This is a genomic window from Legionella sp. PC1000, from assembly GCF_014109805.1.
GTDB lineage: Bacteria > Pseudomonadota > Gammaproteobacteria > Legionellales > Legionellaceae > Legionella > Legionella resiliens.
Genome location: NZ_CP059400.1, coordinates 82,075 through 106,377 on the forward strand (window position 1 = coordinate 82,075; position 24,303 = coordinate 106,377).

Consider the following 24,303-nt stretch of genomic DNA (forward strand, 5'->3'; position numbering starts at 1 on the left):
TGAGGATTTGGCAGAGGACTCAAGTATTCTTGAAAAACTTTTGAATCCTGCAATAAATCCACGGCATTTAGGTGATGTTAGGAAGACTCAGCAATCATTAATGGTGCTTACTGATATTGTAAAAACGTATCATCTCGAAGGTGTGAGCAGTACTATTTTAAAAGAAGTATCGCTTACAGTATATGAAGGCGATTTGCTTGCTATTGTAGGAGCTTCTGGTTCAGGTAAATCTACATTGATGAATATTATGGGGCTCCTGGATAAGGCAGATGCAGGAACCTATCTCTTGAAGAATCGGAATGTTGCTGCGTTAACAGATGATGAAGCAGCCGAGCTGCGCAATCAAAATATCGGTTTTGTTTTTCAGCAATTCAATTTATTACCAAGGTTTACTGCCATGCAAAATGTGGCATTGCCTTTAATATATCGAAGCGTCGGACCTGCCGAAACTAAGGAGAGGGTGCTTGCTGCCCTAGAGCGAGTAGGAATGCATCAATATGCACACCACCGACCTACACAATTATCCGGTGGACAGCAACAACGGGTTGCCATTGCCCGTGCTTTGGTTACAGAGCCACAAGTGATTCTGGCAGATGAACCTACCGGGGCGCTTGATTCACGTACTGGTAATGAAGTAATGAATTTATTTTTAAGTTTGCACGCCCAAGGACGCAGTATCATTATGATTACTCATGACGAGCAGGTCGCTGCATTGTGCCAGCGAAAAATTACTCTGGTGGATGGTATGGTTATGGCGGAGACTGAGTCATGAATCTTGCCGGACATTGTCAGCAAGCGTTAGTTAATTTAACCGCTGCCAAGTTGCGCTCTTTTTTGGCCGTTCTAGGAATTTTAGTAGGTACTGCCGCGGTTGTTGCTTTAATTAGTTGTGGTCAATTAGCTACAGAAAAGGCATTAGCTCAATTCAAGGCGTTAGGTACGGATTTATTGGCAATTTCTGTTTACCCAAAAACGACGGATAAAACTTCAGGGAGTATGGAGTCAATCTCTGCAGAACAATGGGAACAGTTGCCTGAACGCATACCTTATATTGTCGATATGGCACCTTATAGCACCGCATACCAACCTTTGAGCTTTCAGGGAAAATTAATGCAGGGAGCAGTTATAGGAGCCAATGAGCATTTGCCAAAAATTGTTCATATTAAATTAGCTGCCGGACATTTTGTTTCTTTTGTTGAGTCTTATGAGCATTATTGTGTGATTGGCGCAGGTTTAGCGCGGCAAATCAAAGAGATTAGCTTTGACGATCCAATAGGAAAACAATTACGTATAGGACAATCTTTATATACGATTATTGGTGTGGCGGAACCCTGGAAGGAAAATGGCTTTTTCAATGAAGACATCAATCAGGCGGCAATTATTCCATTGGCTGGGATTAGTATGATTAGCAAAGATGCCAAGATAAATAACGTGGTTCTGGAGTTGAAACCTGATAGTCCCATAGATGAAGTGATTGAAGAAATAAAACAAATTATTGGTTCAATGACCCCCAAATTGAGTGTTTTTTCTCGTAGTGCAAAACAAATTATTGCCAGTATGGAAAATCAAGGGCAAATTTTTACTCTATTACTTGCTGTAATCGGCGGTATTTCGCTTTTGGTTGGTGGAATTGGCGTGATGAATGTTATGTTGGTTTCCGTAAGCGAGCGAAAAAAAGAAATTGGTATTCGTAAAGCGGTGGGTGCCAAAAATAGCGAAATTCAAGCTTTATTTTTAGTCGAATCGGTTATGCTTTCTTTGTTAGGAGGCGTACTTGGGGTAATTTTAGGATTAATTTTTACGCGTATTCTGGCATATTTTAGTGATTGGAATTTTTCAATCTATCTTCTTCCTCCTATAGCAGGTTTTTTGGTTTCAGCCGCCACTGGAATTTTCTTTGGTTTTTACCCTGCACGACGTGCTGCAAAATTGGAGCCGGTAGTCTCTTTACGCAGCGAGTAAGTTGAGTCTTTTCTCTTACCGTATTTATTAATGTGCTAAAATTAACATTAAAACGTAATTTCAGATTCACGCTTTTTTTTGCTTCTTAATTTGAATTTTAATTTTAAAATTTAAATGACGGAGAATAAAATGACGAGGAAGTCGATTTTTCAATTACAGGATGAATGTTTTTTATTGCTTCTCGAGAGTTCCCTTAAAGCAATTCCTTTCAATGTTTTAGTTTCTACCGTGATAGCGGGATATTTATTGTACCGTCATGCATCCATAATGCCTGTGGCTATATGGTATCTTGCTATGATCATGTTATGCTTTACTCGTTGGATTAATAGTAAAAAAAGTATTGCCAGTAGCGATTACATTGTCAAAAAGGAAGCTACAAAAAACCGTTTTTTATTTCTGACATTTTTAACAGGTGCTTTGTGGGGATCCTGTTATATTCTTTTTTATCCTCATTTCTCTGAAATGCATCAAAATGTTATTACTCTGGCTTTAGGAGGCATGGCATCAGGGGCTCTGGCGTCACTTTCCGTATATCTACCCGCTTATTATGCTTATTTATTACCCATGTTTTTGCCTTTAATCGTTTATAATTTTTGGCTGGGTGAGCTGGATCGAATCATTTTAGCAATTATGTTTATCCTTTTTGTAACGATGCTAATAATTACAGCCAAATTCCCGTCGAAGTTATTACAAGAAACCCTTCAACTGAGCAAAGAAAAAGACAATGCTTTACAAAAGGTCCACAGAGTTTCAATTACTGATGGATTAACAGGCCTTTATAATCGCCGCTATTTTGATAAACGGCTTCATGACGAATTCCGGCACGCAAAAAGAAACAAACATCCTCTTAATTTAGTACTAATCGATGTAGATGATTTCAAGAATATTAATGATAATTATGGTCATCCTTCCGGCGACTTATTTTTGAAACAATTAGCGTCTGCCATCAAAAATTCTGCAAAAACCGATGATAATGCATTTCGTATTGGCGGCGATGAATTTGCAGCGATTTTGACGAATACTTCGCTTGATGATGCCATTTTAGTGTGTAATAAGTTGCAAAATAAATTTAAAAAACAAACAAAAAAGGGTGAAACTACAATTAGTATAGGAATAGTCAGCGTTTCTCCATTTTATGATAATGATGTGGATGAAGTGATTTCAGCAGCTGATAAAACATTATATGAAGCGAAAAAAGCTGGAAAAAACCAAGTACGCTCTCAACATATAAATTAAATTGATTCAGAGTATCTGAGAGAAATTTTTTTCATAATTTCTTCAATGGGCAAACCCATAACATTGTAATAGGAGCCTTTTATTTCTTTTATAAATGCATCGTATACATTTTGGATGCCATATCCTCCAGCCTTATCAAAAGGATCTCCTGTATCAATATAATTTTGTATTTGTTGCTCTGAAAGCGTGTGAAACGTAATGCTGCTGGCCACACAATCAACCCACCATTGTTGTTCTGGCAGAAAAATTAAAGCATAGCCTGTATAAACCTCATGAGAATTGCCACTTAGCATGCTTAACATCCTATATGCATCTTGGTGGTCGCGGGGCTTTTCTAAAATATGTTCCAGGTAGGCCACAGTAGTATCTGCTGCCAGAATGATGTCCGCTGTACCCATTTCAACCTGCGCCAAAATAGTTTGAGCTTTTTCTTTGGCAAGTCGAGTGACATATATTTTAGCTTCTTCGTCTTTTTGTTGTATTTCTTCAATGTTGGCAGGCATAACTACAGCAGACAAACCGTGCTCTTGCAAGATGTGCAAGCGTCTTGGAGAGGCGCTGGCTAGAATAATTTTTAACAGATGATTTGGTTTCATAAATAGGATTTGGGGTTTTAAAGCATATTATAAATTCTAAAATCACAGCATTTTGGCTTAATCTAGCGAATTGTCAACAGACACTAAGCAGACTTAAAAATTTATTTTACTGCGTTGCCTCTAGGTTATAAATATATGGAGTTTTGATTCTATTGCACTGAATTTATAAGTATTTTATGATGAAAAAATTCTTTTCATTTAAATGGATTTGAGTATGTTAAAAAAATCTTTGGGAGTGATGGCCTTAACATCAGGCATTTGTTCTTTTGCTTTTGCTGCTGATTCGGTTCCGCCACAAGCTAATTCTACTAATACTTCTTCTAGTGCTTCAGTCCCTTCAAGTTATTTACCCGTAGTGATTCATGAGACTTTTGCGAGTATTTTGCAGCGTATGAGCAGCGAGAAACAAGCAATCAATGAAAGGCAGCAAGAACTCTTAAAACAACGTTATGATTTAAGTAATAAACCCTCTCAAACGGCAAAGATGTCGAATGGCAAACCTGTGCAAGAAGGGGTTCGAGTGAAGTTGCCTGAGGGCGCAACATGGGACCAGCTTGCCAAAATGAGTCCTGAGGAGATTAAGAACAAAGGCCTTTTTCCTCAGGGCTTCTTACCGTTACCCCATCCTAATCATCCTGAAGGAGGAATGTTATTTCCCAAGTTTTCTATAAATGAAATTAAAAAACAAGAAGACAGGGATCTGACACGATTTGATTTGGATTTTGATATTCCTGATCATTTTTTACCACCTCATCCAGCACCGATCTATTTAGTTACCCGACCTGATCTTGGAGACGTTTCCCAAGGTAAACTGGTAACCATTGAAAATTATTATGAATTGTTTAACGGTCTATTGAATCCCAAACAACTGGAAGGTTTGCGTCTGTTAGTCACTCCATTTCCACAACAACAATTTAACCAAACTGAAGACCGGCGTACGATAAGACCCAGTCGTGGAGTTGCTTGTTTTGATTGTCACGCGAACGGCCACACGAATAAAGCAACACATTTGGTGGGTGATATTAGGCCCCAGGAGTTTCGCCATCGTATCAATACCCCAACATTGCGCGGTTTAAATATCCAAAGATTATTTGGATCTCAGCGTGCATTAAAAACAGTGGAGGATTTTACTGAATTTGAACAAAGAGCAGCCTATTTTGATGGTGATCCTGTGATTGCGACCAAAAAAGGGGTCAATATTTTGGAGCGTGGCAGCCAAGTTCACTTCATGTCTGAGTTTCAGTCTATTCTTGATTTTCCTCCAGCGCCTAAATTAACCTGGGAAGGAAAATTGGATCCAGCTAAAGCGAGTCCAGCGGAGTTACGTGGACAGGAGCTGTTTTTTGGCAAGGCAAAATGCTCTGGTTGTCATACTCCTCCTTACTATACTGACAACTCCATGCATAATTTACAAACCGAACGATTCTATCAACCACAAATGATCAATGGCATGAAAGCAGTTGGTGATGGATCTATAAAAACATTTCCTTTGAGAGGAATTAAAGATTCTCCACCTTACCTACATGATGGCCGTTTATTAACTCTGGCAGATACTGTAGAGTTTTTTAACTTGGTATTGCAATTACAGTTAACTCAAGAAGAGAAGGCAGATTTAACAACATTTATGGAAGCGCTTTAATACTCACTGTATAATCCTAGCCATGGGCTACAACCCCCATGGCTGTCAAGTTAAGCAGAAAAGTGGATGTTGTCATTCCTACGTATGCGGGCTCCATCCTGGACTGAGCGCCCTTGCCAATGTAAAAATGGCTCCCCGCCTGCGGGGGAAGATGGCAATGGCGTCAACTTAAGGAAATCCAGGCATGCAGCAATTGTCTTGAATTTTATTTCAAGAAACTGGGCGGGGCTGAAAAGCAAAGCATAAAGTGGATGTGGTCTTCCTGCGAAGGCACAGGAATTCATCCGTGATTGAGCACATTGCCAGTATTAAAATGGATCCAGCTTTATGGGAATGACAGGTTTACTTGCGAATTGAGTAAAATGAAATACTAAATACCGGCCATGGGGTTGTAGCCGGCTACTTGTTTTATGATAAATGGTCTATCTTTAAATATTGAGATGGCAATCAGGTAATAAAAATCAGGGGGAAAGGCTATGAAAAAATGGGGACTTGCGATAATCGCATACGTTCTGGTACATCATGTTGCCTTCGCACAACAAAATTGGAATGCTTGGGTTTCTGGAATTAGGGCAGAAGCATTACAACAAGGAATATCACCAGAAATTTTTGATGAGGCATTTGCAGGAATCCATGAGCCAAGTCGTCAAATTAAAGGATTTTTACGTTCGCAACCAGAACATCGGCTCACGTTTATTAAATACCGCAATACGCGTGTGGATAATTATAGGATTGCCATAGGACGCAAGGAATTCAAAAAAAACCAGGCTGTATTAGAGGCGGTAGCCAAGCAATACGGAGTAAATCCTTGCTTTATCGTTTCATTTTGGGGAATGGAAACGAGTTATGGCACGTATATGGGTAATTTCCCTGTAGTGAAAGCTTTAGCTACGTTGGCATATGACTCTAATCGTAAGGATTTTTTCCGTAAAGAATTATTCATTGCTTTGCATATCCTGAATGAAGGACATGTGAGTCTCGCTGATTTCAAAGGAGAGTGGGCAGGCGCTTCAGGCCAACCACAATTTTTACCTTCAAGCTGGGTGAAATACGCTGTTGATTATGATGGGGATGGGCGAAAAGATATTTGGAGAAGTAAACCGGATGTCTTTGCTTCAATTGCAAATTATATGAAGCAAAATGGATGGCAAACAGGTGAACCATGGGCAATCCAGGTCAAATTACCTCATAAATTTGATATGGCTATGGAAGGAAAAAAAATTGTAAAACCTGTAAGTGAATGGAGTGCTATGGGCGTGCGTACTGAAGGAGGCGAGCTGCTACCTTTCCAAAATCTGCAAGCGAGTATTGTTCAACCATTAGGCGGACCAACCTTCCTAACCTTCCCAAATTATAAGATGATTTTACATTATAATAATTCCATCTATTATGCAGGAGCGATAGGTTATTTAGCAGATAAAATCTGCCAAGGACAACATAGGTAGAAATTATGGATGATTATCTTGATAAAACTGCCAGTTTAACTCCTCTAACAAAAAGGATAATCTGTGATAAAGCCACAGAATATCCTCATACTGGGGCATACAATTTTGTCATAACGCAAGGGACTTATTTATGCAGACGTTGTGGTTTGGCCTTATTTCGCGGGTCAAGCCAATTCAGCTCTGGGTGCGGCTGGCCAAGCTTTGATGATAACATCGTTCATGCAGTGAAACAGCTCCCAGATAGTGATGGCCAACGTACGGAAATCCTGTGTTCGCGTTGTGATGCTCATTTAGGTCATGTCTTTACTGGAGAGTATTTTACACAAAAGAATTTACGTCATTGCGTCAATTCCGCTTCCATTGATTTTGTTGCAGACAGCCAGGTATTGGATGCTGAAGAAGCAATAATGGCTGGCGGATGTTTTTGGGGGGTTGATCATTTTTTAAAGCAAATCTCCGGAGTTCTTCGGGTTGAAGTGGGTTACACAGGTGGTGTTACCTCAGAGCCCAGTTATGACCAGGTGTGTCAGGGCAATACAGGCCATTATGAAGCAGTTCGGGTTATTTATGATAAAGCTAAGACGGATTACCACCAAGTACTAAAACGTTTTTTTGAAATCCATGATCCCACACAAAAGTCGGGCCAAGGTCCAGATATAGGTCAGCAATATCAGAGTGCTGTATTTTACTATAATCAGGAACAACTAGAAGAAGCAGAAACCTTAGTCCAAATGCTGCAAAAAAGAGGGTATCTGGTTGCGACTCGTCTTCTGCCAGTACAAACATTTTGGCCAGCAGAAGAATACCATCAGGATTATTATGCCAAACATCATAAAGCACCTTATTGTCATCAACCAGTAAATCGCTTTGATTAAGATTTTTGGATTGCAGGGGGTAATATGGAGTTTACTTTTCGAATTGCTAAGAAAAACGATAAAGAGGAAATCCTGGATTTAATAAAGAAGCTGGCTGAAGCTGAAAGAAAAAAACCTGAAGAGATAAATTTAACTTTGGAAAAAATTGAATCCCATGGCTTTGGTCGAAATAAATATTTTCATATTTTATTAGCTGAATCTAAGAAAAAACCAGCGGGTTACGCCTTGTACTTTTTCTCGTACTCTGCCTCGGCAGGAGCACCTATTTTGTATATTGAAGATCTCTTTGTCGATGAACCCTATCGTAATTTTGGTTTGGGCACTAGCTTATTAGCTCATCTTGCACGCCTGGCGATTGAAAAGGAGTGTTGTCGAATGGAAGGACATGCATTTACCTGGAATAAAAAAGCCATTGAATTTTTTGAATGTATAGGGGCATATCCGCGTACCGATTTGCTGCAATTTCGCTTATCGGACGAGCATTTAAGGAAATTAGCGGAACAAGAATAGAGTAAACTTATACCCCATTTTTCCGGAGTTTCTCTCAGCCTCAATTTATTTCTATTTGTGCATGACGATACCCAAGAGAGGATCCGGCAATTGTATTTTAATCGAAAAAATCCGGCAATGATTGCACGCATCAGCGAATATGCAATACGCCAACACTCCATAAAAATAACACTGATATAGCCCCAGACAGGCATGCTAAAAAAGACTAAGTGAGTAAAAAAGAGCCACGCCATTAAGGACTCTCGCCTTTCTCCCCTGCTTCCACGACTTGCTCGCGGGATCCAGTGATGTTGCGGGATTTAGAGGCCGAGGATAAGGTGGGAAGTAAGGCAACTTAATGCTACAGGACTATTAGCAATGAGTATCTTCTTAAGTTAATTCTTGTAAGAGAAAAATACCGCTATTTTTCCCAAAATTAATTTTTCTGTTAGATTAAAATAATAAGCCCGTACCTATATACACGTAGTTCTACGTATTGATGCATCTTAAGCTCTATTTGTATAATTATTGTGTAATTTGGATTGAGGAGATAGCTAGAATGAATCAACCGCAAAGAATTTTTATTGTTGGGCATCATGGTGCTGGTAAAGGATTATTAGCAAAGTCTGTGGCTCAATCATTAGGGTGGCGATTTGTCGATGCGGATTTGGGGTTAGAGTTCCATGTTGGACGACATGTGTCGGAAATACTTGGAGACCCTGGGAGTGCAGCTTTTTATGAATGTCAGTTTGATATATTAACTTCCCTTTGTACCCAAGAGCATATCGTTGTGACAACTGATTCTAGCGTTGTTTTGTCATTAAAAAATCGTCAATTATTACGAGATGAAATGACTATATTTTTGGATGTGAGTACTCCGGTCCAAATCGATCGTACTGCTCGAAATACTACAAGTTTATTGCCTATATCAAGTTTGAGCGATTTTTTTGATCAACTACATGATGAGCGAGATAATTTATATAAAGAGGTTGCTACACTAATTATTCAGGGTGATGATGGAAAATTAGAGGAGCATACGCGTGGTATTGTGAAGGCTGTGGTGGGGAATGAAGAAATGCTACCCCAAAAAAACCTAAAATCAATTTTGGAGAAAAAAGATTTCACCTTATACCATAAAGAATCCCATACAAAGGTTGAGTTATCTGAACAACAAGCCATATACCTCAAGTTGTTGGCACAAGGCAAAACAGCTAAAGAAATTGCGCGTGAAACTCATGTTTCTTACAGGACAGTCGAAGGGATGATTGCTAAATTAATGGAGTCGTTAGGATGTTCTTCCAGTAAAGAATTAATTGCTTTATTTCATGAACAGCCATGAGTCTAAACCTACTTCAAAAATATTCTAAAATGTATAAGATGAGCTAATGATAACCATGAGGGATCATCAGTTTTTGCTTATCGTTTATCCTGCGTCCGCGGCTTGTGCGAGATCTGGAGAGTAGGCAATTAACAGGATCCCGTCGCGGGACGTAGTAGTGGCGATATTTATGTGATCTAAACTCCAGTAAAACTATGGAGTCTGTTCTTCTTTTTTATATTGTTCATCCGCTTCTTTTGCCTTACGCTGATTTTCTTGCAACTGTAAAGCATTAAGTTGCTGTTGCCAGAGTATCCCAGCCTGGGCTCTGAGTTGGTTCAGTTTTCTTATTAATAACCCTAAATGTGTGGCCAGCATGGGGAGTTTCTTAGGTCCAAATACAATGAGGGCAACAATAAAAATAATAAGAAGTTCACCACCGCTCATGAGGATTTATTATCCTCTTTTGGCGGCTCATTTGTTTGTTCTTCATTTAAGGCCTTGCGGAAATTTCTAATCGCTTCGCCAAGATCCGTGCCTATAGTTTTTAATTTGGAAGTACCAAAAAGAGCAATAATAATAACCAGAATTAATAATAATGAAAGAGGGCTGATGCCGCTTAGTCCCATGTTAGTTCCTCGCACTACGGTTAAAAAGAACAAACAGACCCGTCAAAATAGCTCCTGTAAGAGCAAGTGGAGCGAGCTGTTTATTGTGAATAAAATGCAAATAGTCGAGCAGGCTTACTAAAAGAAAAGAAAGTCCTGCGCCCGTTGCAACGCTATTCCAGTGTACTGCTAATTTTTCATTTTCTGGCTGCGCATTAGCACGCTCTTTATTTATTATTAATTCTTCTTTCTTAAGCTCTAGAAAATCAAAGAGCAGTTTAGGCATATGCGGTAATTGTTCAGCAAAAAAAGGTAGATTCTTTTTTAATTGAGTAATGAATGCCTTGGGGCCGATTTGATCCCTTACCCACTTTTCAAGAAAAGGTTTGGCAGTGGCCCATAAATCCAAATCGGGGTAGAGTTGGCGTCCTAAGCCTTCTACAGCAAGCAGTGTTTTTTGCAATAAAATCAATTGTGGTTGAACTTCCATATGAAAGCGTCGCGCAACCTGAAAAAGACGCAATACCACTTGGGCAAATGAAATATCTTTTAAAGGTCGTTCAAAAATAGGCTCACATACTGTACGGATACTGCTTTCAAATTCATCAACACGGGTATCGCGGGCAACCCAACCTGACTCAACATGTAATTCGGCTACACGTCGGTAATCACGATTAAAAAAAGCCAAGAGATTTTCAGCTAAATATCGTTTGTCATTATCGTTTAGTGTACCCATAATCCCAAAGTCAATGCAGATATATTGCGGTTCTTTGGGATTTTTATAAGAAACAAAAATATTTCCTGGATGCATGTCTGCATGAAAAAAACAATCACGAAATACTTGTGTAAAGAAAATTTCTACGCCGCGCTCAGCAAGTTTTTTTATATCAATCCCATGAGCTTGCAAACTCGATAGGTCAGATACTGGTATGCCATGGATTCGTTCGAGTACCATGACGTTGGAATGTGAATAGTCCCAATATACTTCTGGAATATACAGTATGGGGGAATGCTCAAAGTTACGCCTTAACTGAGCAGCATTGGCTGCCTCTCTCAACAAGTCGAGTTCATCAATTAGGGTATGTTCAAATTCGGTTACAATTTCCCTGGGTTTTAAACGCCTAATCTCAGGCCAATATCGATCCGCCCATTTTGCAATAGTATGCATAATACTTAAATCTTGCTCAATGATGCGTCGCATCTTGGGCCTAAGTACTTTGACAATCACTTCCTCGCCTGTCTTCAAGGTTGCCGCATGCACTTGAGCCATAGAGGCCGATGCCAATGGGATTGAATCAAATTCAGCAAAAACTTCATAAGGAGATAAACCATAGGCTTGTTCAATAATAGCCATTGCGAGTTCACTGGAGAATGGAGGAACTTTGTCTTGTAATTTGCTCAGTTCAATCGCAATATCCAAGGGTAAAATATCGGGACGTGTAGAAAGGGCCTGACCGAATTTAATAAAAATAGGACCAAGCTTTTCCAATGATTTACGAAGTGCTTCACCATGGGTTAACTGTTCTTTACGAAACCAGTTCCAGGGATTTAAATAAACAATAAAACGCAGAGGCGCAAATAACCTTAATGAAACAACTACATTATCTAGCCCGTTTTTAGCCAGAACATGATTGATATGGATAAGGCGAATGAGTTTTTTAATGGATTTCATAGCGGCTTATTAGTTGATTTATATGGGCTTGCAAGCGCTCAACAGTTAAGGATAACTCATCGACTTCAACAAAAAAATCTTCCAGCTCATATTTTGTAGGAAACAGACGCAATTCTTCTTGCAAGTATTCAGACATATTCTGGCGCATGGAATCATCCAATCTCTTTTTGAATGCCAATCCTTTACGTACAAAAGAACCTATCTGATGAGCAACTACATCACCGGTAAAATGAGCCAGATGTCCTTCCCAATCGATATCCATTTCATCAAACAGTTTTTTTACGTGTTGCCCTAATTCTGTATCGCCAGTCATGCGGATTTTATCATTAAATAAAGAGCGTGCCTTGGATGCAGGTAATAAACTAAGCCGAATTAAACCTAAAGGATTGCTATGGATGATTGTGTCTGCTTTTCTCTCGTAGCTATCCAGCAAGATGATTTCACCGTCTTTAAAAAGGATGAAAAAATTAACATTTAAAGGACTTATAATCATTTCAAGAGCTTTATTATCAAGCGCTTTCAGTTTGGCTGGCATCTGTTCATCCAGTCTGGCGGCTTTGTTAATGGCTATTTGGAGGGCCTTTAGAGAATATTTTTTTAACATAATGAACTCAATATTTATAGGCAATGTGCAAGGCAACTATGCCGCCGCTAAGATTATCATAATGGCAATCTTCAAATCCCGCATGCTCGATCATTTCTTTTAGTTTGGTTTGATTCGGGTGCATGCGTATGGATTCAGCAAGGTATTGATAACTGGCTTTGTCTTGCGCAATAAACCCACCTATTTTAGGTAAAATATTAAACGAATACCAGTCATAAATAGGCTTTAAGCCAGGAAATGTGGGGGTTGAGAATTCAAGAATCATTAATTTCCCACCGGGCTTGCATACACGATACATCGAACGAAGCGCCTCTTCCTTATCCGTCACATTCCTTAAGCCAAATCCCATAGTAATGCAATGAAAACTATTATCAGCAAAAGGAAGACATTGGGCATTCCCTTGTACATAATCAATATTTTTATATAAGCCTTCATCCAATAGGCGATTACGTCCTACATTCAGCATGGCTGAATTAATATCCGCTAGAACAACACGGCCTAAATCTCCGACTTTTTTGCATAACAAACGGGTTAAATCCCCACTGCCTCCTGCTAAATCTAAAACAAACTGACCGGGACGCACTTGGCTAAGCTCTACGGTATAGCGTTTCCACAAATGGTGAATACCTAAAGACATTAAATCATTCATCACATCATAACTTTTTGCGACGGAATGAAAAACTTCCGCTACTTTCTTTTCTTTCTCATCCCAGGCAACAGTGGAGTAACCAAAATGAGTTTCTTTTTCTTGATCAGCCATAGAGGAACACGAATTTGTTATTTAATGCTCCATATTAACTGATTTTAGTCAAGATACCCAGCCCTATATGTCTTAGCTTATTGGGTAAAATCCCAATGGACTTTGATTTTGCATTATTATTTCGCATGAAAAGATTCATCCAGATATCATCCAGTACTGTTCTGATTTTTTGTAAATGAAATTATTTCCCAACTTGAGTTTTCTTTTTTCTTGCTCCTGACAAAGAACACGAATTTGTTATTTTATTTTCCATATTAACTAATTTTGAGTAAGATACCTGGTCTTATATGTTTTACTTATTCATTAGATGATTGGAACGAACACAGGAATATATTTTATTTAATTGCTTTATTGCTGATCAATTTTAATTTTTTAAAAAACAAGAGGTAAAAAATTTATGAAATCAATTCTCGAACTTATTTCTATGATTGGCGAAGACTATACTTCGGCGATAACTGAAGTTAAAAGCAGAATCAATCAGGTAATGGAATTAACTGAGGGTGGATTTAGCATAGGCGAATCAACCAGCCGCGATAGTGAGGATGGGGCGTTAACTGATTTAAGGACCTCACAACCTTTAATAACTTCGGACCCTAAGACAACAGAAATAAGAAGACGTTTGACCTTATTACAAAATAAATACAATTTCATTAAATTTGAAGAAAAAATTAATGCAGAAACGAATCAATCTACATTTATTATTACCGACGTTGCTTACCCTGAATTTCTTAATAATACTAAAACTAATTTTCAATTCCCAACAGAAGAGGGTATACATTCCCCTGAAGTTAATTCCGTCATTATCAGGAATGGATTACATGATATCCGGTGTAGATATATTAAAGTCCAAGTGGGTAATCAAATGACCTATCCTATTCAGGATTTACAAACATTAGAAAAACCCTTTCCACAAGAAGAACACAATGATGTAATCACCTGTACGAAAAGTAATTCCGGTGATAATTTTTCTATCATTGACTTCATTGCATCTCAAGATCAAACAGATTTTTATGAGATTAAGAGTATGCTAAATCAATTCTGCGATTTGACGAATAATGAGTTTTCACTTTATTTTCAATCCAGTAGTCCCGGATTTCCAATTGATCTTAGAGTTTTTTTCGATAAAGAGGATGTAAAAGGAAAAAATGCTCAATTAAAGCTTTCAGGTTTTGTCCAATTTGGAGGCAGTTTAATTTATGAAGTAAAGTCTTCAGAAGATTCTAATCAAATAGCGATTATTATAAAAGCAGTTAATAAAGCTCATTTAGAGAATTATTTTACCAATAAAGAAAAAATGCATTTAGAAGGAAAGCAACTTGAAAGAGCCCTTGCTTTAATTAAAGAGCATTTTCCAGATGATAAACACATTCAAGATTTGGTTATTGTTACTGGGGAAGGAAGTTATACGAGACCTTTTCCGCATATTCGCACCCAAAAATTTTGGTCTGTTAGCCAAGTTGATCCAAAAACAATTGCAAGGCTGACGCTCCTTGAAAAGCTTGGTTGTATTGATTTCGATCAGAGACCGGAAAATAGATTTACAGTGGAGAAACGCAATAATGCACGTTACATTAGAGGAGGCGTCGCGCCTGTTAACTTCCACAATGATAACTACCAATTTATCATTGTGCCTAAAAATTTAAGTCTTTTAGATGAAAAACTTAATTTAGTGTCAAATAGCTCATTTATGTTCAATTGAAATACTATTTAGACCTATTATTGGCTCTCCTCAGTTATCAGCGGTTATATCACTTTGGAGAGCTGCTTATGAAATAATAATTAATATCTATAATTTAATATATTTTTATTGATAAACGATAAATTCTTGGTATAATTTCTACACGTATTTATTCATAGGTATTTATCATGCAAAAAATAAAAAAAACCAGTCATATTCTTTACCTGCTATTTTGTGCTCTTTGCTGGCTCATTCCCTTAATTACAACCTTTTTAATCTTATTTAAGTTCGATTGGATGTGTTATATAGGAGCCTGGTCTTCTTTAATTTCTACAGAACAGATCCGTGACCCATCCCATTTTTCTTGGCTGCATCGGTTTATCGTATTGGTGATTGAATGGATGCCGCTGACCATCACCATTTTAATTTGCCATAAATTAGCCAAGCTATTCCATCTTTTTGAGAGCGGTTATCTGTTTGAAGAGGAAAATATCAAATTAATTAAACAGGTAAGTATTTACATGATTTTGGGTGAGTTGGTGCAGTTATTTTATCAACCGCTTATGACTGCAGCCCTTACTTTTGCTAACCCTAAAGGCGAACGTCTTGCCAGTCTTACCTTGAATTCAGCGAATTTATCTACTTTAATTACGGCTTTTATTATTTTAGTTGCATCCTGGATTGTTCAGGAAGCACATCAACTAAAATCAGAAACGCAATTAACAATTTAAGGAATATTCTCGTGTCTATTATTGTTAATTTGGATGTGATGATGGCGAAACGCAAATGCAGGCTTAAAGAATTGGCAGAAGCAATAGGGATTACTGAAGCGAATTTGTCTATTTTAAAAAATGGTAAAGCTAAGGCAATACGCTTTGCGACATTGGAAGCAATTTGTGCCTATCTCCAGTGTCAGCCTGGAGATATTCTTGAATACCAAACGGAACCGCAGGATGATGTAGCGGGGCATAACGAAAACTCATCTTTTCTGTTGATGAAGGGGGGTTAACATTACTTCCATTCGCGCGATATCCAAAAAAATGCTTTGATGCACTTTTATGTTTCTGTTTGAAAGACAGGTTCCGTGGATGCGGACAGCATTGAGAGATCCTCGTAAATTCCTTTTTTGCTACGTACTGCGCTTTATGCGTGGTATCCAGAAAAATGTTTTGATGAACTTTTGAATTTATGTTTAAAGACAAGATCTCCTGAATACCACGCATAAAGCGCGGTGCGTAGGGGGAGGGGTCAAGAACTATAAGTTAATAAAATAATTCAAAGGCTGGCTAATGTTTGCAGATATTTTTGTTCATCAGGGGGGAGGTTATTTTTTTGTGAGAGCCATAAGCATTCGGCTAATTGCTCCATCATTAAATGCTCTACGGATAATGGATCTTTGTATTTTTTGATTAAATTTTTATAAATTTCATGAATCCCAACAGGACGGTCAGTAGCGATTTGCTCTCTAATCGCAAGATGAAGACCCATATGCAGAAATGGATTTGCTTCCCCTGACTCGGGAAAATAAGATTGCTGCTGAAATTTATTCTGATTCTCAAGTATCTTATGATATTCAGGATGAGCCAATATCACTTGAACAATTTCATTTTCTAGGGATGACAGCAGTTTTTGATGTTGATATTTTTCCCAGCTGGAAAAAAACATGTGTCGTGTTTCTTGAATAGTGTCACCGTAAAACATGTATTGCTCAATATTTATAAAAGCTTTGAGTTTAACTGAAGTAAGTAAGAACAACAATGGAAAATGTTTTTGGGCGAGCACTCCTGATTGACATGAATAAATGATTATGAGATATTCGCGTTGCGAGGTTGGACTTGCTATGTGTCATTCCACTGGGTCAATTGGCGACACACTGATTGGCCCTTTCTATTAAATTGATTTCCCAATTATCTCTGAAATTAAGCTTAAACAATCCGTACCGAGTTTAATACCTATGAAAGCCATTAGCATGCCGCTAATTAGCTCAATTCCTTTCCATACATTTGCTTTGGTCAAAACGTCAGAAAAATATAGTGCTGTAAAGGTTAATGAACTAAACCAGACAAAGCTTGATGTGAGCACACCCAGTAAAAAAATAGGTTCCTGATTTGGATATCCGCTGCTGCCACCACCTATAATGACCAGCGAATCAATAATTGCGTGCGGGTTAAGGATACTAAACCCCAAAGCTAAGAGAATGATTTGGGCTCTGTTGCGTGGTTGGTGTATATTTTCTGCATCTTCCGATGATTTGGAAAATGCGTTGGCTAAGGTTTTGGCGGAATAAAAAAGTAAAAAAAGTGTGCCTAACAGCATCATCCATATTTGCAGAACAGGACGAAGCTGAAGCAATTTGTGCAAGCCTGCAATACTGGAGCAAATTAAAATAAAATCACAGATAAAACATATGACAGCAGAAAGAATCGCATGATTTTTTTGTGCGCCTTGTTTAATCAAAAAGACGTTTTGCGGCCCTAGAGCAATGATCAAAGATAAGCCTAAAAACAAACCATTGAGATAAACAAACATAATTGCAATATTAAAAAAAATCAAAGATAGCGATTATAACATTGCAACTTATGCATTGTGGAGTATAAAATGCGTCGATTATTCTGTCTCCGCAAGAGAAGCGTACAAAATAAGAACAAATAGGAGGGAGCGTGGGCTCTTTGTTACTAAGAAAGCTAATCGTCACTGCAACTCTGACGGTGCTTGGTCTAGCAGGTCAATTACTACATGCAGAAAATGCTGCGCCTGCCCAACAGAAATTACAAATTCATGACGGATATTATCCTGTCTATCCACCTACTGCTCCAGCCACAGGTGAACAACAGACTTTAATTGAGCGTGGAGAATATTTGGCAAAGATGGGCGACTGTATTTCCTGCCATACGAATGTCAAAGCAGGCACGCCCGCTTATGCAGGTGGGTTACCTATCGCAACTCCTTTCGGAACATTTTATAGTCCTAACATTACTCCCGATAAAGAAACAGGAATCGGTAATTGGACTGAAAAAGATTTTATCCGTGCACTTAAAGAAGGTCGCGATCCCAAAGGAAGAAATTATTTTCCCGTATTCCCTTATGTGTATTTTTCTAAAACCACCGAGGAAGATGCGCGTGCTCTATATGCTTATTTTATGAGCTTACCGCCCGTTAATTTACCTAACAAATCGTTACCCTTCCCCTTTAATGTTCCTGGTGCTCGCTTTACCCTTTGGGGATGGAACTTATTATTTTTCTTTCCTGAAGGACATGAGTTTCAATATGAAAAAGGAAGATCTCCTGAGTGGAACCGTGGAAAATATATCGTAGATGGCTTAGGCCATTGCAGTATGTGCCATACTCCATTAAATCCATTCGGAGCGCCAAAGAACAGATATTACCTGACTGGTGGATTTATTGATGGCTACTGGGCGCCAAACATTACTAAGTATGGTTTGGAAAGTGCAACTCATGAACAGGTCGCCGATGTATTCAAATATGATAAGCTCATTAACAATGCAGGGCGAGTAGCGGGTCCTATGGCTGAAGTTAATCGTAACAGTCTGATGTACTTAACTGACGAAGATAGAATGGCTGTCGCGACCTACCTTAAAACAGTTGTCAGCGAAGAACCTTTAGGGCTACCGCCTTCAAATGATCCTCCCTCCCTCGATCGTGGAAAGCAAGTTTATTTCACTGCGTGTGTGATTTGTCACCAAGATGGCGCGATGAGTGCTCCATTGTTGGGGAGTTCGGCAAGTTGGTATGAACGCTTAAAAAGCAGCGGATTAACTGGACTATATCGTCATGCAATCGATGGATTTAACTTTATGCCAGTTAAAGGTGCCTGCGTGACGTGTTCCGATAACGATATTATTTCAGCTGTGGATTTCATACTCAATGAATCATTGACTCGCACACAATTATTGGATCTCAAGTCTGGTGGTGCAAAAAAATACCCTGAAAGTGGTCAAGCCGTTTATAACGCGCATTGTGCTGCGTGTCATAATGATGGAAAAGACGGGGCACCTAAAATTGGCGATAAAGAAGCATGGAAATCCCTGATTGCAAAAAATGTAGATGTATTGATTGAAAATACTGTTCATGGAAAAGATCATCCGAAAAATGGAGGCTGTAATCAATGCACAACAAACGAAATTATCGAGGCAGTAAAATACATGGTCAGTCAATCTAAAACTGATGGGAACTACTCATTATGGTAGCCTAATTGATTGAATAGAGCCCTCACTTGATTGCGGGGGAAGATCAAAAGTTAAAAATGTATAAAAATAAATTGGAGCCAGGTCAGTCTGGCTTCTTGACAAGACGAGGAATGGGGATGTTAAACAGGTTAAAGATCTGTAGATTATTAACGATGCTAGGTATCTGGGCTGCGAGCCAACCAATATTCGCTGTGGATTTTTGGCAATTAAATATGTATCGAGGGGTTACTCCCATCAGTAAAGATGCATATTACCTACATATGGTGTGTATGGCAGTTTGCGCCATTATTGGGGTCGTGGTATTCGGCGTTATGATCTATTCCATGATCCATCATAGGAAATCCAAAGGATATAAGGCTGCATCATTTCATGATAATCCTCGCTTGGAAGTTGTCTGGTCGATTATACCTTTCTTGATTCTCGTTGGACTTGCAATACCTGCTACACGTGTTTTAATTCGCATGGATGATACAAAACAGTCAGAACTAACTATAAAAGTAGTGGGCTACCAGTGGCGATGGCAGTATGAGTATCTTGATCAGGGAATTAGCTTTTTTAGCACCTTATCCACGCCTTTTGCACAAATTCAAAATAAACAGAAAAAAAATGAGTGGTATTTATTGGAAGTAGATAAACCATTGGTTGTGCCTGTTAATAAGAAAATTCGCTTTTTAGTGACTTCAAATGATGTGGTTCATTCTTGGTGGGTTCCCGAATTAGGTATTAAACGTGATGCGATACCCGGCTTTATGTATGAGGCATGGGCTACAATAGATAAACCAGGAACTTATCGAGGTCAATGTGCCGAGCTTTGTGGGGTGAATCACGGATTCATGCCTATAGTTGTTGAAGCAGTAAATCAGCAAGATTTTGATAAGTGGGTAGCTGCGCAAACAAAAACCGGTGATCAGTATACTCAAGGGGAAGCTGTTGCCGCTCCACAGAAAACGATGACACGTGATGAGTTTCTTGCTTTTGGCAAGCAAAAATATGAACAATTTTGTTCCCCATGTCATCAACCTGACGGTAGGGGTATCCCGCCTATGTACCCAGCTCTTAGGGCCAGTTCAGTAGCGACCGGTCATCCTGTTTCACGGCATCTAGATATAATACTTAATGGTGTTGCCGGCTCAGCAATGCAGCCTTATAAAGATCAACTTACAGATGAAGAAATTGCTGCAATTGCTACATATGAGCGCAATGCCTGGGACAACAACACTAATGATGTAGTTCAAGCCGCAGAGGTTGCTACACAACGTCAGAAAGCTAATCAACAACCAACCATGGTTAATAAAGTTCAAGCTGGAGGTTTGCAATGAGTAGTTATACATTAGCGCACGATGAGAAACATGACGATCATGGTCCTGAACAGGGTAAGGGCGTCTTAGGATTTATAAAACGCTGGCTGTTTACTACAAACCACAAAGACATAGGCACACTTTATTTGTGGCTTGCAATGTTCAGCTTCTTTTTAGCGGGTGGCATGGCCTTAATTATTCGGGCAGAATTATTTCAGCCAGGACATCGTTTCGTTGATCCTAATTTCTTTAACCAAATGACTACCCTGCATGGCTTAATCATGTTGTTTGGGGTGGTAATGCCGGCATTTACTGGAATGGCAAACTGGCAAATTCCAATGATGATAGGCGCTCCCGATATGGCGTTGCCACGTTTAAATAACTGGAGTTTTTGGATTTTACCTTTTGCTTTTACATTATTACTTTCAACTACATTCCATGCTGGAGGCGGTCCTAACTTTGGCTGGACCATGTATGCACCTCTCTCGACTACTTATGCACCTCCAAGCACCGACTTTATGATTTTCTCGATACATATGATGGGTCTTTCATCCATTATGGGTTCAATTAATATTATTGCTACTATATTAAATTTACGTGCCCCCGGCATGACCCTGATGAAAATGCCAATGTTCGTATGGACCTGGTTAATTACTGCCTTTTTATTGATTGCAATTATGCCTGTATTGGCTGGAGCGGTAACCATGATGCTGGCTGATCGTCATTTTGGTACCAGCTTCTTTAGCGCGGCCGGTGGTGGTGATCCCATATTGTTCCAACATGTATTCTGGTTTTTTGGACATCCTGAAGTGTATGTTCTCGTATTGCCTGCTTTCGGGGTTATCTCTGAAGTTATCCCTACCTTTAGCCGTAAACCTTTATTTGGCTATTACTTTATGGTTTATGCTACAGTCAGTATTGCTATCTTGTCATTTATTGTCTGGGCGCACCATATGTTTACAACAGGTATCCCTCTGGGCGCAGAATTATTTTTCATGTATACCACGATGCTTATTGCGGTTCCCACCGGCATTAAAGTATTTAACTGGGTAAGCACTATGTTCCGTGGCTCTATGACTTTTGAAACACCCATGTTATTTGCATTGGCATTTGTATTTTTGTTTACTATAGGAGGATTCACAGGACTGATGCTTGCGTTGGTTCCTGCAGATTTCCAATATCAAGATAGTTATTTTGTCGTGGCTCATTTCCATTACGTTCTGGTTCCAGGTGTAATTTTTGCCCTATTTTCCGCTACATATTACTGGCTTCCTAAGTGGACCGGGCATATGTATAACGAACTGTTAGGTAAATGGCACTTTTGGCTGTCTGTTATTTCGGTAAATGTAGCCTTCTTTCCAATGCACTTTTTAGGATTAGCAGGCATGCCAAGAAGAATCCCGGATTATGCATTGCAATTTGCTAATTTCAATATGGTTTCTTCAATTGGTGCCTTTATTTTTGGATTCACACAGCTCTTATTTTTATATAATGTAATTGCTACCATAAGGAAAAAGGGTACTAAAAAAGATATTGCTGCTGCAAGATCATGGGAAGGTGCATATGGCTTAGAATGGACATTACCTTCGCCACCTCCCTACCATACTTTTACCACTCCGCCCAAGTTAGATTTATAGGTTAGCTGTATGAAAAAACAAAATGGGCATCACCGACTACTCGTTATATTATCCGGCCTCGTGCTGGGGATGTTTGCCTTTGGATTTGCATTAGTGCCCATTTACAACAGTTTGTGTAAATCATTGGGCATTAATGGTAAAACAAATCCTGAAGCGGTAGCATATGATGTAAGCAAAGCTAAAGTAGATAAAAGTAGAGAAATAACCGTTGAATTTGTTGCTACAAATAATAGTGGTGTTCCTTGGGCATTCTATCCAAAAATGCGAAAAATCAAGGTACATCCTGGCGAAATAGCCAAGCTGTCATTTTATGCAGAGAATAAGACGGATCATCAGATGACTGTACAGGCGATACCCAGCGTTACACCGGGTATCGCTGCTAAATATCTGAAAAAGACAGAGTGTTTTTGCTTTGCGCGGCAAACATTGAATGGACATGAAGCAATGAATATGCCTTTGTTATTTCATCTGGATGCGGATTTACCCAAAAAAGTACAGACGGTTACGCTGTCTTATACTTTATTTGATGTAACAGACAAAGGTTGATATGCGGCTCCATATTTTGAATGTATAGAACTTTATGTTAAACACACAAAATAACTGTATGCTGCAAATCAAAATTGGCAGGTCGAACAATTTATAGATTACGCTCTTCCACTAAAGAGTGCTTTGAAAAACAGATTATTGGAACAGGAGATTGAAATATAATGGGAGGACATGGTACTTATTATATCCCTAAACCGAGTCATTGGCCTTTGGTTGCATCAATTGGGTTAACTACTACTCTCGTGGGTGCTGCATCTTGGCTTCATAATGACTGGTATGGTCCCTACATATTCACCATTGGTTTTGCAATCATGGTTTTTATGCTATTTGGTTGGTTTGGCCAAGTAATTTATGAGAACTCGAAAGGAGTCTATGACGAGCAAGTTGATAGATCATTTCGTTGGGGGATGTGCTGGTTCATTTTCTCTGAAGTCTGCTTTTTTGGAGCATTTTTCGGTGCCTTGTTCTACACCCGACTCTGGTCAGTTCCACTTTTAGGTGGCGAAGTACATCCAATTACCCACTTTACTCTCTGGCCTAATTTCGAGGCAACCTGGCCTGTGCTTGTTAATCCGGACAATCAAATTTTTGCTGGAGCACATGAAGCAATGGGAGCTTGGGGGTTAGCAGCAATAAATACACTTATTTTATTAACCTCAGGGGTAACCATTACCTGGGCACATTGGGCTTTAAAATTACAGAAGCAAAAGCAGTTAATTCTCGGGATGATTTTAACTATTGCATTGGGGGTGACGTTCCTAGCATTACAAAGTTATGAGTATCATGAAGCATATACCGAGATGAATTTAACTTTAGCTTCAGGTATTTATGGAACGACGTTTTTTATGCTCACAGGATTTCACGGGTTGCACGTAACCATTGGTACAATTATGTTGATTGTAATCACCATTCGCTGCAAACGGGGTCATTTTACGCCAGAACGTCACTTTGCATTTGAAGGGGTAGCATGGTATTGGCACTTTGTGGACGTGGTCTGGTTGTTCCTGTTTGTTTTTGTTTACTGGTTATAAATAAATCGATATCCAACATAGGCTGGGCTGTTTGAAAGCCCAGCATGTTAACACATCTAACTCATTTTTCCTGCAAGAGACTCCCGGTCCCTTAACCACATCCCTGCCTACGCCCGAGTCTTGTCTGCGGTATGTCGGAGTAGCCGGACTGTTTTTTCAGCGATGTATCGAAGATTCAGAAAGACTTAGGGGTAAATGGGCAGCCCTCGTTGCTATCGTACATTGAGAGTCCTATAAGCGCGTATTGATCAATAAACCAGGCTGGAATTGGATTTCACGAATTGTTAACTGATAAGTAAAGAACGAATGCTCAAATTTAATTTCCTGAATGATTGCTTGACCCCGGAAATGCTTTGCTAAAAAAGAGACCTCGATATATTTTTCAATATACGCATCACATTTAAACTCAATGTTTTCTTCAGATAAACTGAGAAGTTGGCCTGAATATTCTTCGTCGCCAATTTTTATTAGAATGTATACGGGTTGAACAGGCTGAATTAACATTGCAGTCTCCAAGCAATATAACCAGCTTATATAATAAATTGTAGCCTAATTATTTATTTTTTCAGAAGTTCAAGAAACCTCTTCCAAACTTTACTGGGGAGGATTGAGGGCGAATCTGATTCATAGAAAATGAAAAGCCGAAGCAAATACTGCCAATCAACACCGTAAGTGCTCAATCCAACTGTCGAGCCTGGGCT

25 protein-coding genes are annotated in these 24,303 nt (G+C 39.0%); 16 read left to right on the plus strand and 9 right to left on the minus strand.

The window, feature by feature from the left end; all coding sequences use genetic code 11:
• The first annotated feature begins 100 nt into the window (after nt 1-100).
• The 3 genes from FOLKNPGA_RS00375 to FOLKNPGA_RS00385 all read left to right on the plus strand — a co-directional run bounded on the left by FOLKNPGA_RS00375 (nt 101) and on the right by FOLKNPGA_RS00385 (nt 3,198).
• Nucleotides 101-772 (plus strand): ABC transporter ATP-binding protein, encoded by a 672-nt coding sequence (locus tag FOLKNPGA_RS00375; RefSeq protein WP_182352709.1) that lies wholly within the window; start codon nt 101-103, stop codon nt 770-772.
• The gene (locus tag FOLKNPGA_RS00380; protein ID WP_182351231.1) at nt 769-1,962 is read left to right on the plus strand and encodes an ABC transporter permease; all 1,194 of its coding nucleotides are present in this window, start codon (nt 769-771) and stop codon (nt 1,960-1,962) included. Before FOLKNPGA_RS00375 ends, FOLKNPGA_RS00380 begins: the two co-directional genes overlap by 4 nt.
• A 129-nt stretch (nt 1,963-2,091) precedes the next feature.
• Nucleotides 2,092-3,198 (plus strand): GGDEF domain-containing protein, encoded by a 1,107-nt coding sequence (locus tag FOLKNPGA_RS00385; protein ID WP_182351232.1) that lies wholly within the window; start codon nt 2,092-2,094, stop codon nt 3,196-3,198.
• Here FOLKNPGA_RS00385 and FOLKNPGA_RS00390 read toward each other — a convergent pair.
• Nucleotides 3,195-3,794, minus strand: a complete 600-nt coding sequence (locus FOLKNPGA_RS00390) for a nucleoside triphosphate pyrophosphatase (RefSeq protein WP_182351233.1) — start codon at nt 3,792-3,794, stop codon at nt 3,195-3,197. The genes FOLKNPGA_RS00385 and FOLKNPGA_RS00390 overlap by 4 nt on opposite strands.
• Before the next feature lie 214 nt (nt 3,795-4,008).
• On the opposite strand from FOLKNPGA_RS00390, the gene FOLKNPGA_RS00395 reads away from it, so the two are divergent.
• The 5 genes from FOLKNPGA_RS00395 (at nt 4,009) to FOLKNPGA_RS00415 (ending at nt 9,581) form a co-directional block, all read left to right on the plus strand.
• A complete protein-coding gene (locus FOLKNPGA_RS00395; RefSeq protein ID WP_182351234.1) occupies nt 4,009-5,433 on the plus strand; it encodes a cytochrome B6 in 1,425 nt (474 codons plus the stop codon).
• Nucleotides 5,434-5,909: 476 nt separating this feature from the next.
• Entirely contained in the window at nt 5,910-6,878 is a 969-nt protein-coding gene (locus FOLKNPGA_RS00400; RefSeq protein ID WP_182351235.1) for a lytic transglycosylase domain-containing protein, read from the plus strand.
• Between the two features lie 5 nt (nt 6,879-6,883).
• A complete protein-coding gene (locus FOLKNPGA_RS00405) occupies nt 6,884-7,753 on the plus strand; it encodes a bifunctional methionine sulfoxide reductase B/A protein (RefSeq protein WP_182351236.1) in 870 nt (289 codons plus the stop codon).
• Nucleotides 7,754-7,777: 24 nt separating this feature from the next.
• Nucleotides 7,778-8,263, plus strand: coding sequence for a GNAT family N-acetyltransferase (locus FOLKNPGA_RS00410; protein ID WP_182351237.1), 486 nt, complete (start codon nt 7,778-7,780; stop codon nt 8,261-8,263).
• Between the two features lie 538 nt (nt 8,264-8,801).
• Entirely contained in the window at nt 8,802-9,581 is a 780-nt protein-coding gene (locus tag FOLKNPGA_RS00415) for a shikimate kinase (RefSeq protein ID WP_182351238.1), read from the plus strand.
• A 192-nt stretch (nt 9,582-9,773) separates the two neighbouring features.
• Here FOLKNPGA_RS00415 and FOLKNPGA_RS00420 read toward each other — a convergent pair whose 3' ends face one another.
• Genes FOLKNPGA_RS00420 through ubiE form a run of 5 tightly spaced genes read right to left on the minus strand, consistent with a single transcriptional unit; the run spans nt 9,774 to nt 13,204 of the window.
• Nucleotides 9,774-10,007, minus strand: a complete 234-nt coding sequence (locus tag FOLKNPGA_RS00420) for a twin-arginine translocase TatA/TatE family subunit (protein ID WP_182351239.1) — start codon at nt 10,005-10,007, stop codon at nt 9,774-9,776.
• Nucleotides 10,004-10,189, minus strand: coding sequence for a twin-arginine translocase TatA/TatE family subunit (gene tatA / locus FOLKNPGA_RS00425; protein WP_182351240.1), 186 nt, complete (start codon nt 10,187-10,189; stop codon nt 10,004-10,006). Before tatA ends, FOLKNPGA_RS00420 begins: the two co-directional genes overlap by 4 nt.
• 1 nt (nt 10,190) lies before the next feature.
• Nucleotides 10,191-11,840: a ubiquinone biosynthesis regulatory protein kinase UbiB gene (gene ubiB / locus FOLKNPGA_RS00430; RefSeq protein ID WP_182351241.1), complete on the minus strand. Its 1,650-nt coding sequence runs from the start codon at nt 11,838-11,840 to the stop codon at nt 10,191-10,193.
• The gene (locus tag FOLKNPGA_RS00435; protein WP_182351242.1) at nt 11,827-12,444 is read right to left on the minus strand and encodes an SCP2 domain-containing protein; all 618 of its coding nucleotides are present in this window, start codon (nt 12,442-12,444) and stop codon (nt 11,827-11,829) included. The genes ubiB and FOLKNPGA_RS00435 overlap by 14 nt, the downstream gene beginning before the upstream one ends.
• Before the next feature lie 7 nt (nt 12,445-12,451).
• On the minus strand, nt 12,452-13,204 hold the full coding sequence (ubiE, locus tag FOLKNPGA_RS00440) for a bifunctional demethylmenaquinone methyltransferase/2-methoxy-6-polyprenyl-1,4-benzoquinol methylase UbiE (RefSeq protein ID WP_182351243.1): 753 nt from the start codon (nt 13,202-13,204) through the stop codon (nt 12,452-12,454).
• 484 nt (nt 13,205-13,688) lie between these two features.
• On the opposite strand from ubiE, the gene FOLKNPGA_RS00445 reads away from it, so the two are divergent.
• The 3 genes from FOLKNPGA_RS00445 (at nt 13,689) to FOLKNPGA_RS00455 (ending at nt 15,891) form a co-directional block, all read left to right on the plus strand.
• A complete protein-coding gene (locus FOLKNPGA_RS00445; RefSeq protein WP_182351244.1) occupies nt 13,689-14,903 on the plus strand; it encodes a hypothetical protein in 1,215 nt (404 codons plus the stop codon).
• A gap of 167 nt (nt 14,904-15,070) precedes the next feature.
• Nucleotides 15,071-15,613, plus strand: a complete 543-nt coding sequence (locus FOLKNPGA_RS00450) for a DUF2975 domain-containing protein (protein WP_182351245.1) — start codon at nt 15,071-15,073, stop codon at nt 15,611-15,613.
• Nucleotides 15,614-15,624: 11 nt separating this feature from the next.
• Nucleotides 15,625-15,891 carry a helix-turn-helix transcriptional regulator gene (locus FOLKNPGA_RS00455; protein WP_182351246.1) on the plus strand — a complete coding sequence of 89 codons (267 nt, stop codon included), beginning with the start codon at nt 15,625-15,627 and terminating at the stop codon, nt 15,889-15,891.
• A 266-nt stretch (nt 15,892-16,157) separates the two neighbouring features.
• Here the strand turns inward: FOLKNPGA_RS00455 and FOLKNPGA_RS00460 are convergent, their stop codons facing one another.
• Both FOLKNPGA_RS00460 and FOLKNPGA_RS00465 read right to left on the minus strand, forming a co-directional pair.
• Nucleotides 16,158-16,583: a DUF1841 family protein gene (locus FOLKNPGA_RS00460; protein ID WP_182351247.1), complete on the minus strand. Its 426-nt coding sequence runs from the start codon at nt 16,581-16,583 to the stop codon at nt 16,158-16,160.
• 189 nt (nt 16,584-16,772) lie between these two features.
• Nucleotides 16,773-17,411 (minus strand): LysE/ArgO family amino acid transporter, encoded by a 639-nt coding sequence (locus FOLKNPGA_RS00465; protein WP_182351248.1) that lies wholly within the window; start codon nt 17,409-17,411, stop codon nt 16,773-16,775.
• 131 nt (nt 17,412-17,542) lie between these two features.
• Here FOLKNPGA_RS00465 and FOLKNPGA_RS00470 point away from each other — a divergent pair, with 131 nt between their 5' ends.
• The 5 genes from FOLKNPGA_RS00470 (at nt 17,543) to FOLKNPGA_RS00490 (ending at nt 23,602) form a co-directional block, all read left to right on the plus strand.
• Nucleotides 17,543-19,090, plus strand: a complete 1,548-nt coding sequence (locus tag FOLKNPGA_RS00470) for a c-type cytochrome (RefSeq protein WP_182351249.1) — start codon at nt 17,543-17,545, stop codon at nt 19,088-19,090.
• Between the two features lie 116 nt (nt 19,091-19,206).
• Nucleotides 19,207-20,409 (plus strand): cytochrome c oxidase subunit II, encoded by a 1,203-nt coding sequence (coxB, locus tag FOLKNPGA_RS00475; RefSeq protein ID WP_182351250.1) that lies wholly within the window; start codon nt 19,207-19,209, stop codon nt 20,407-20,409.
• Nucleotides 20,406-22,025: a cytochrome c oxidase subunit I gene (ctaD, locus tag FOLKNPGA_RS00480; protein ID WP_182351251.1), complete on the plus strand. Its 1,620-nt coding sequence runs from the start codon at nt 20,406-20,408 to the stop codon at nt 22,023-22,025. The genes coxB and ctaD overlap by 4 nt, the downstream gene beginning before the upstream one ends.
• Nucleotides 22,026-22,034: 9 nt before the next feature.
• Nucleotides 22,035-22,571: a cytochrome c oxidase assembly protein gene (locus tag FOLKNPGA_RS00485; protein ID WP_182351252.1), complete on the plus strand. Its 537-nt coding sequence runs from the start codon at nt 22,035-22,037 to the stop codon at nt 22,569-22,571.
• Between the two features lie 161 nt (nt 22,572-22,732).
• Nucleotides 22,733-23,602: a cytochrome c oxidase subunit 3 gene (locus tag FOLKNPGA_RS00490; RefSeq protein ID WP_182351253.1), complete on the plus strand. Its 870-nt coding sequence runs from the start codon at nt 22,733-22,735 to the stop codon at nt 23,600-23,602.
• 231 nt (nt 23,603-23,833) lie between these two features.
• Here FOLKNPGA_RS00490 and FOLKNPGA_RS00495 read toward each other — a convergent pair whose 3' ends face one another.
• Entirely contained in the window at nt 23,834-24,106 is a 273-nt protein-coding gene (locus tag FOLKNPGA_RS00495) for a hypothetical protein (RefSeq protein WP_182351254.1), read from the minus strand.
• Nucleotides 24,107-24,303 lie beyond the last annotated feature (197 nt).

Excerpts from the sequence above, each read along its gene's own strand:
- FOLKNPGA_RS00375 (WP_182352709.1), top strand. The coding sequence starts at position 101 with ATGGTGCTTACTGATATTGTAAAAACGTATCATCTCGAAGGTGTGAGC.
- FOLKNPGA_RS00380 (WP_182351231.1), top strand. The coding sequence starts at position 769 with ATGAATCTTGCCGGACATTGTCAGCAAGCGTTAGTTAATTTAACCGCT.
- FOLKNPGA_RS00385 (WP_182351232.1), top strand. The coding sequence starts at position 2,092 with ATGACGAGGAAGTCGATTTTTCAATTACAGGATGAATGTTTTTTATTG.
- FOLKNPGA_RS00390 (WP_182351233.1), bottom strand. The coding sequence starts at position 3,794 with ATGAAACCAAATCATCTGTTAAAAATTATTCTAGCCAGCGCCTCTCCA.
- FOLKNPGA_RS00395 (WP_182351234.1), top strand. The coding sequence starts at position 4,009 with ATGTTAAAAAAATCTTTGGGAGTGATGGCCTTAACATCAGGCATTTGT.
- FOLKNPGA_RS00400 (WP_182351235.1), top strand. The coding sequence starts at position 5,910 with ATGAAAAAATGGGGACTTGCGATAATCGCATACGTTCTGGTACATCAT.
- FOLKNPGA_RS00405 (WP_182351236.1), top strand. The coding sequence starts at position 6,884 with ATGGATGATTATCTTGATAAAACTGCCAGTTTAACTCCTCTAACAAAA.
- FOLKNPGA_RS00410 (WP_182351237.1), top strand. The coding sequence starts at position 7,778 with ATGGAGTTTACTTTTCGAATTGCTAAGAAAAACGATAAAGAGGAAATC.
- FOLKNPGA_RS00415 (WP_182351238.1), top strand. The coding sequence starts at position 8,802 with ATGAATCAACCGCAAAGAATTTTTATTGTTGGGCATCATGGTGCTGGT.
- FOLKNPGA_RS00420 (WP_182351239.1), bottom strand. The coding sequence starts at position 10,007 with ATGAGCGGTGGTGAACTTCTTATTATTTTTATTGTTGCCCTCATTGTA.
- tatA (WP_182351240.1), bottom strand. The coding sequence starts at position 10,189 with ATGGGACTAAGCGGCATCAGCCCTCTTTCATTATTATTAATTCTGGTT.
- ubiB (WP_182351241.1), bottom strand. The coding sequence starts at position 11,840 with ATGAAATCCATTAAAAAACTCATTCGCCTTATCCATATCAATCATGTT.
- FOLKNPGA_RS00435 (WP_182351242.1), bottom strand. The coding sequence starts at position 12,444 with ATGTTAAAAAAATATTCTCTAAAGGCCCTCCAAATAGCCATTAACAAA.
- ubiE (WP_182351243.1), bottom strand. The coding sequence starts at position 13,204 with ATGGCTGATCAAGAAAAAGAAACTCATTTTGGTTACTCCACTGTTGCC.
- FOLKNPGA_RS00445 (WP_182351244.1), top strand. The coding sequence starts at position 13,689 with ATGGAATTAACTGAGGGTGGATTTAGCATAGGCGAATCAACCAGCCGC.
- FOLKNPGA_RS00450 (WP_182351245.1), top strand. The coding sequence starts at position 15,071 with ATGCAAAAAATAAAAAAAACCAGTCATATTCTTTACCTGCTATTTTGT.
- FOLKNPGA_RS00460 (WP_182351247.1), bottom strand. The coding sequence starts at position 16,583 with ATGTTTTACGGTGACACTATTCAAGAAACACGACACATGTTTTTTTCC.
- FOLKNPGA_RS00465 (WP_182351248.1), bottom strand. The coding sequence starts at position 17,411 with ATGTTTGTTTATCTCAATGGTTTGTTTTTAGGCTTATCTTTGATCATT.
- coxB (WP_182351250.1), top strand. The coding sequence starts at position 19,207 with ATGTTAAACAGGTTAAAGATCTGTAGATTATTAACGATGCTAGGTATC.
- ctaD (WP_182351251.1), top strand. The coding sequence starts at position 20,406 with ATGAGTAGTTATACATTAGCGCACGATGAGAAACATGACGATCATGGT.
- FOLKNPGA_RS00485 (WP_182351252.1), top strand. The coding sequence starts at position 22,035 with ATGAAAAAACAAAATGGGCATCACCGACTACTCGTTATATTATCCGGC.
- FOLKNPGA_RS00490 (WP_182351253.1), top strand. The coding sequence starts at position 22,733 with ATGGGAGGACATGGTACTTATTATATCCCTAAACCGAGTCATTGGCCT.
- FOLKNPGA_RS00495 (WP_182351254.1), bottom strand. The coding sequence starts at position 24,106 with ATGTTAATTCAGCCTGTTCAACCCGTATACATTCTAATAAAAATTGGC.